Genomic DNA, 7367 nt, shown 5'->3' with positions numbered 1-7367 from the left:
CGATCATCAGATGCTGGCCTCCATTCCAGCCACCATCTTGAATCACAAAATCAGCAAACAGGGAATCCTGACGATTCAATCAAGCCGTGAACCGCTCTAGCCGTTGCTGTCGACCTTCTGGTCGTACTGGCGCCGGCCCACCTCCGCTTCCAGGAAGGGGGTGAGGGCGGGGGAAATCTCGTAACCGCCGCGCAGGGTCAGGGCGGCCAACGTCGAGTCGCGATCCTTTTGCGAAACGCTGCCGCCCGTGGAAAGCTCGGCGTCGCCGTAGATATCGTGCTCCAACCTGCCGGCTATGCCGAAGCGTGCTTTCCCGACATCTTTTTCCAGTCCAAGACTGCCGCCAACGGTCTGGACGACCGGTTGCGACAATGTCCCGGCAATGGCGGCAGGGGAGGAGGCGGATTCGGGGCGGCGCAGATAGTTGAGCGTGCCGAAGCCGCGCAGTTCGTTGCCGAGATCGAGATCGAGGCGCGCATCCACGCCGATCCGGCTTTCCTTGAGGTCTTCGCCCGAGAGACTGCGGCGCAGATTGCCATAGGCGTCGATGGTCGCCGCGTGGCGGCTCCAGTCGGAAACGGCATTGAGGCGCAGCGTGGTTTCGGAAAGCACGGCGCTGGAGCCGTCGTGGCTGACGCTGGCATTGCTGGTGGCGGTCATGCCCTGCTCCAGCGAGGGCCGCAGGATGAACGACCCGGCGCGTATGCCGACCGGCGCGAAGGGACGCTCGTCGTGCGGACGGCGCAGTCGCTCGATTGCCTGCACGCGCTCGGCGCGCTGATCTATCAGGGGATTTTCCAGCGTGTCGATGGTCGGTTCGCGTTCGACCGGCATGTTGACATCCTGGTCTACCGCTTCGGCACGCAGGTTCTCGCGCGTGGGCCCAGGCGCGGCGATCTCTCCCACCGTGTTACGGGCGGCCGTCCGGCGAAGCGCCGTTGACGGCCGGCGGCCACTGTCGGGAGGCGGGGCGTCAGCGAAAGGGTCGTCGGCATTGGCGGGCAACGAAAACAGGCTGTCATCCGCGTTTTCCGCTGTAGCCGGATCGGGGATGGCGCCCGTGCTTGCCGGGTCATATTGCGGGGGCGGGTCCTGCTGCGCGGTTGCGGCCTGCTGGGCGGGCTGCGCTCGCGTTCCACGCAGGCCTAGAATGTCGGCACCATTGCTTCCGGATGTGCTTTCCTGCGCGGTCGCCGGCAGCGCCCATAGCACGGCTGCGGCCGTCATGCAGAGCATGGCCGGCAGCGCCCTGTGCGTTGGGCGTCGTCTTTGAGGGGCGCGTACCCGGAGCATTCTCACCCTGGCTGCAGTTCAAGGCGCGGCTGCGCCAGACTTACCGAACCGTAAACGGGCTTGGTTAACGGAGGGTTGAGGGTGAGGCCGTGCCGCCGGTTTGCGTCGATAATGTTGGACAGCCGGGCGTCAAAGCGTTAATCGCATCCCATGCATGCAGGAACCTTGAAAACAAGACCGGACCGGCAGGCTTCCATTGCCTCGGCGTTGCGGACCGTGGCCACGGAGCGCGCCGGCATCGAGGCGCTGACCGACGAACTGGGCAACGGGCTGGCAGAAGCCTTCGCCGATGCCGTGGATATACTTGCCGGCATTCGTGGCCGGGTCATCATCACGGGCGTCGGCAAGAGCGGCCATATCGGCTCCAAGATCGCCGCCACGCTGGCCTCCACCGGCACGCCGGCCTTCTTCGTCCATCCGTCCGAGGCCAATCACGGCGACCTCGGCATGATCGCGCGCGACGATGCCATCGTTGCGATTTCGTGGTCGGGCGAGACGGCCGAACTCAAGGGCATCGTCGGCTATGCGCGCCGCTTCGCCATTCCGCTGATCGCGCTCACCTCCCGCGAGACCTCCGCGCTGGCGCGGGAGGCGAATGTGGTGCTGAAGCTGCCCAGGGCGGACGAGGCCTGTCCGCATGGGCTTGCCCCCACCACCTCGACACTGCTTCAGCTCGTCATGGGCGATGCGCTTGCGATCGCGCTTCTGGAAGCGCGCGGCTTCACGCCGGAGCATTTCCGCACCTTCCATCCCGGTGGCCAGCTCGGCGCGAACCTGATGCGGGTGTCGGACATCATGCATTCGGGCGACGAAATGCCGATCGTGCCGCTCGGCACCGGAATGCCGGACGCGATCATCGAACTTTCGCGCAAGCGTTTCGGCTGCGTCTGCGTGGTGGACAGCGAGGGCAGGCTGGCCGGCATCGTCACCGATGGCGATCTTGCGCGCAACCTGCACCGCAATCTCGGCGACCTCGCGGTGGAAGACGTCATGACGCGCGCGCCCAAGACAGTTGGGCCACAACTGATGGCCAGCGCTGCGATCGGCTTCCTCAACGACAACAATATCGGCGCGTTGATCGTGGCCGAGGGCGACCAGCCGCTCGGCATTGTGCATTTCCACGATCTGCTCAGGATCGGCGTGATCTGATTCTTCGGGTCAGGCTAAACCGCCTCGACCACCAGTTCCAGATCGGCCACCGCCGTCACTTTCACGCGGGCCCCGGCAGGAAGGTCGGGGCCGATGACCCGCCAGACCGTATCGTCCAGCCTGATGCGGCCGCGCCCGTCATGGATCGGCTCCGTCAGGGTGGCGACGCGCCCGATCATCTGCTCGCCGCGCCGGTTGAGAAGCGGTTGGTCGCTGTCGTTGCGGCGCGCAGCTTGTATCTTGTTGCCGATATAGGCTGACAGCAGTGACAGGACCAGAAAGGCGACGATCTGCACCTGCCAGCCCCAGAAGGCGAAGCCCCAGAGCTGCAGTGAGAGCGTGCCGACCAGCAGTGCGGCAATGCCGATCCACAGAAAGAAGACCCCGGGCAGCAGGATTTCCAGCGCCAGCAGCGCAAAGCCCAGCGCCATCCAGTTCCATGGGCCGAGTTCCTGAATGATGCTCCCGATCATGGCAACCTTTCTTGCCGTCAGCTCTGGTCGGTGCCGCGCGTGATCGGTGGCCGGGCGGAAGAGCGCGGGTGCACTGCGCCGGTCTGCTCGCCGAACACTTCCCTGGCGATGGAGCCGATGCCGCCCAGCGAGCCGATCAGCGAAGAGGCTTCAAGCGGCATCAGCACGATCTTGCTGTTCGTGCCCGAGCCGATCTTCGTCAACGCCTCGGTGTATTTTTGCGCGACGAAATAGTTGATGGCCTGCACGTCGCCCTTGGCAATGGCTTCGGACACGACCTGCGTGGCGCGGGCTTCGGCCTCGGCGGCGCGTTCGCGCGCTTCGGCATCGCGGAAGGCGGCTTCGCGCCGGCCCTCGGCCTCGAGAACCTGCGCCTGCTTGAGCCCCTCCGCTTCAAGGATCTGGGCGCGCTTGTTGCGCTCGGCCATCATCTGGCGAGCCATGGAATCGACCAGATTGGCCGGCGGATTGATGTCCTTGATCTCGACGCGCGTGACCTTGATGCCCCATGGATGGGCGGCCTCGTCCACCACGCGCAGCAGGCGTTCGTTGATGGCATCGCGATTGGAAAGAAGTTCGTCGAGATCCATCGAACCCATGACCGTGCGGATATTGGTCATGGTGAGGTTCAGGATGGCGTTCTGGAGCCCTGCAACCTGATAGGCGGCCTGCGCTGCGTTCAACACCTGATAGAAGGCCACGCCGTCCACGCCGACAATGGCATTGTCGCGGGTAATGACCTCCTGCGTCGGCACGTCGAGCACCTGCTCCATCATGTTCATGCGCGCGCCGATGCGGTCGATGAAGGGGATGATGAGGTTGAGGCCTGGCGTCAGCGACCTCGTGTAGCGGCCGAAGCGCTCCACCGTGTAGTTGAAACCTTGTGGCACGGTCTTGATGCCCGCGAACAGGAACAACAGGACGAGAACGACAAGGATCGGAATAAGCGCGTCGGAACCGGTGAACGGCATTCGGTTTTCCCCTCGAAGACAGGCGTGGCAGCAAGCACGGATGCTTCACATATCCGGTCAATACTTAAGAGGGTTTCACGGCGGTTACAATTGCAACCGCCGCGTCACGCGGTGCCGTCCCCGGAAGTATCGCTTGCCTCTTGCGGCAAGCCTGCGCGGCTTGCGTCTCGCGCTCAGACCCATCCCGCCAATTCACGGCGCGTGATTTCCTCGATCACCGCCATGCCGTCGGCGCTGTCGTTCAGGCAGGGGATATGCGAGAAATTCTTGCCGCCGGCATTGTGGAAGATTTCCGCATTTTCGTCCGCGATCTCCTCCAGCGTCTCCAGGCAGTCCACCGAAAAGCCGGGATTGAAGGCGGCGACCGATTTCACGCCCTCGCGCGCAAGCTTTTCGACGGTCTTGTCGGTGTAGGGCTGCAGCCATTCCTCGCGGCCGAAGCGCGACTGGAAAGTGCTGATCAGCTTCTTGTCGTCCCAGCCAAGGCGCTCGCGCAGCAGGCGCGTGGTTTCCAGGCACTGCTCCGGGTAGGGGTCGCCCTTCTCGGCATAGCTCTTCGGAATGCCGTGATAGGAGGCGATCACCACCTCCGGCTCGAAATCGAGCGTTGCCAGATGGCTGGTGATCGAGTTGGCGAGCGCGTCGATAAAGCTCGGCTCGTTGTAGTAAGCCGGCACCGTGCGCACCGCCGGCATGGCGCGCAGTTTCATCAGCGCCTGGAAAAATGCGTCGCTGGCGGTGGCGGTCGTCGTGGCGGAATATTGCGGATAGAGCGGGAACATCACGATGCGCTCGCACCCCTGGTCCAGCAATTCCCGCAGGGCCTGTTCGGTGGAAGGATTGCCGTAGCGCATGCCCCAGTTCACCACCACGTTGGGAAGGTCAGCAAGCTGCGCGGCAAGCTTCCCGGCCTGCGAGCGCGTAAAGGTGCGCAGCGGCGACTCGTTGCGCTCCATGTTCCAGATCTTGCGGTAGTTTGCGCCGGATTTGGACGGCCGGGTGTTGAGCACGATGCCGTAAAGGATCGGATACCAGATCGGACGCGGCGTCTCGATGACGCGGCGGTCCGACAGGAATTCGCGCAGGTAGCGCCGCATGGGCGCGTATTCGGTGCCATCCGGCGTGCCGAGATTGACCAGAAGAACCCCGACCTTCGGCGTTTTCGCACCCGTGACGGCATTGGCTTCGGCGTTTTCGGCAGTCGGGTTCATTCCAGTATCTCCAAACATGGCCGGAACCTAGTGGCTGACCGGCATAATTCCAATGCAACCTCTGGCCGCAGGTGAAACGGACTTGCCCGACCGGAAAGGAAAGGCCCGCCCGGTGGGTTCCGGACGGGCCCAGAGTCGCGAGTACCGGACGCTCAGTTCGCGGCCGGAATCTTCAGCGTTGTGCCGACCAGCAGGCGGCGCGCCGAATGACGAGGGTTGGCCCTGGCGATCCGGCGCCATTGGCTGCCGTCGCCATAGGCTTTCTCGGCAATGTCCCAGAAGGTGTCGCCGGTTGCGATAACATGGCTTTCGCCGGGCTTCGGGGCAGAGGCGTCCGCTGCAGCTTCGGCAGGCTTGGCTTCGCCGGCATTGGTTTCAGGCGCGGCTTCGGTCGCCGTTGCCGGTGCGCCGGCCTCTCCCTCGACCTTGGGCGCCTGATTGGCGATGTCGCCGGAGGCCTTGGGCATTTCCGGCAGCTTCACGTCCGGTTCCGTGGTGGCCGCGGGGGCAGTCTCGGCCGGCTTGGCTTCCTCCGTGGCGGGAGCTTCGGCCTGCCCTGCCTGCGCCACTTCGGTGATGCGGCCTTCGATCTTGGGCGTATAGGGTCGATGCGCGGAAAGATAGTCAGCCACCGTCTGCTCCAGGCCCGGCCCGTAATCATAGGCGTTCTTGGCCTTCTCGGCGAAGATCTTGTAGCCGTCGCCGCCCTGACGCACATAGTTGTTGGCCGCCACGATGTAGTCCTTGTCGGGATCGATCGGCGCCCAGCTGCCGTTTTCTTCCACCTCGACGGACTTGATGCGGCTCTGCGGCGGGGCAGACTTGTCGAAGGAATATTTCAGGCCGGCGACCTGCGCGAAGCGGCCGGCGGCTTCCTCGAGCTGGCTGACGCCATTCTCAAGCGCGGCGACGAGATCCTTGCCGGAAATCTGGAAGGTGGCGATGGTGTTCTGGAACGGCAGAACGGTCAGCACCTCGCCCATGGTCACCGTGCCGCCGTCGATGGAAGCGCGCACACCACCGCCATTGGTGATGGCGATGGTGACACCCTGGCCTTTGACGCGGTCGAGCACGGCGTCGGAAATGAGGTTGCCCATCTCGCATTCGCGCGCGCGGCAGCTTTCGCGGCTGCCATCGATGGCGGCGGTCGTCTCGCCAACTTCCTTGGCCTTCAGCTCTTCGATGGGCGCGCCCAGCTCCTTGATACGGGCCAGAACGCCTTCGTCTGGCTTGATCTTGGCGTCGAGATAAATCGGGTCGCCGCTGGCTTCCTTGACGACGCCGTTGTCGTCGAACACCACCTTGAACTCGCCGAGATATTTCGAATAGGAGGCCGCCTGCGTCACCGGCACCTTATAGCCGTCCGGATTGTCGATCATCGTCGGATAAGGGCCTTCGGCCTTGGGATCGGTGTTCGACAGCAGCGAATGGGTGTGGCCACCGACCACCACGTCAACGCCTGGAATTTTGGCGATCATCTCCTTGTCGCGCGGATAGCCGACATGGGTGAGCGCGATGATCTTGTTGACGCCTTCGGCCTTCAGTTTCTCGACCTCGGCGGTGATGGTCTTGATGTCGTCCTCGATGGTGATGTTGGGGCCGGGCGAGGCGATCTCCGGCGTCTCGGTGGTCACCGCACCGATGATGCCGATCTTCTGGCCGCCGACCTCGATCACGACGGAAGGCTTGATGCGGTCGCCCACCTTGGCGGCGGCGCTTGCCTGTACATTGGCGCTCAGCACCGGGAACTTGATGACGTCCAGGAAGGGCGCCAGCGCGTCTTCGCCATCGTCGAACTCGTGGTTGCCCACGGTCATGGCGTCGAACTTCATCTGGTTCAGGAACTCGGCTTCGGCCTGGCCCTTATAGGTGGTGTAGAACAGGGAGCCTTGGAAATTGTCGCCGCCATTCAGCAGCAGCACGTTCTCGCCCTCCAGCTTCTTGCGCTCCTGGGCGATGGCGGTGACGAGCCGCGCCGCGCCGCCGATGCATTCGTCCTTGGCCTCTTCTTCGGCGGAGCAGGTCGATTCGTATTTGTTGTTGGATTCGATGCGGCTGTGCCAGTCGTTGATATGCAGGATATGCAGCGTGTAGTCGGCGAAGGAAGCGCCGGTCGAAAGGGCGAATGCCGACGCGGACATTGCAGCGATGGCTGCGAATCTCTTCATGATCTGTCTCCCCGATTGATGCTGGCGATGTAAGGCCCGTCCATGACCGTTTTCTCACGGTTCGGCGGCATGTTCACATCGTGGTATCGGCGATGCAAGCGG

6 protein-coding genes are annotated in these 7367 nt (G+C 63.7%); 1 reads left to right on the top strand and 5 read right to left on the bottom strand.

Annotated features, from left to right (window positions below):
- Positions 1–96: 96 nt before the first annotated feature.
- The gene (locus C7441_RS13210) at positions 97–1227 is read right to left on the bottom strand and encodes an outer membrane beta-barrel protein (protein WP_244916141.1); all 1131 of its coding nucleotides are present in this window, start codon (positions 1225–1227) and stop codon (positions 97–99) included.
- 216 nt (positions 1228–1443) lie between these two features.
- Here C7441_RS13210 and C7441_RS13205 point away from each other — a divergent pair, with 216 nt between their 5' ends.
- Positions 1444–2442, top strand: coding sequence for a KpsF/GutQ family sugar-phosphate isomerase (locus tag C7441_RS13205; RefSeq protein WP_109613249.1), 999 nt, complete (start codon positions 1444–1446; stop codon positions 2440–2442).
- A 14-nt stretch (positions 2443–2456) separates the two neighbouring features.
- Here the strand turns inward: C7441_RS13205 and C7441_RS13200 are convergent, their stop codons facing one another.
- The 4 genes from C7441_RS13200 to C7441_RS13185 form a co-directional block, all read right to left on the bottom strand.
- Positions 2457–2915, bottom strand: coding sequence for an NfeD family protein (locus C7441_RS13200; RefSeq protein ID WP_109613248.1), 459 nt, complete (start codon positions 2913–2915; stop codon positions 2457–2459).
- Positions 2916–2932: 17 nt separating this feature from the next.
- Positions 2933–3886: an SPFH domain-containing protein gene (locus tag C7441_RS13195; RefSeq protein ID WP_019171006.1), complete on the bottom strand. Its 954-nt coding sequence runs from the start codon at positions 3884–3886 to the stop codon at positions 2933–2935.
- Positions 3887–4059: 173 nt separating this feature from the next.
- A complete protein-coding gene (hemH, locus tag C7441_RS13190) occupies positions 4060–5097 on the bottom strand; it encodes a ferrochelatase (protein WP_109613247.1) in 1038 nt (345 codons plus the stop codon).
- Positions 5098–5249: 152 nt separating this feature from the next.
- Positions 5250–7265: a 5'-nucleotidase C-terminal domain-containing protein gene (locus tag C7441_RS13185; RefSeq protein WP_109613246.1), complete on the bottom strand. Its 2016-nt coding sequence runs from the start codon at positions 7263–7265 to the stop codon at positions 5250–5252.
- Positions 7266–7367 lie beyond the last annotated feature (102 nt).

Source organism: Pseudaminobacter salicylatoxidans, assembly GCF_003148475.1.
Taxonomy (GTDB): Bacteria; Pseudomonadota; Alphaproteobacteria; order Rhizobiales; family Rhizobiaceae; genus Pseudaminobacter; species Pseudaminobacter salicylatoxidans.
This window is presented reverse-complemented; position numbering and strand designations above follow the sequence as displayed.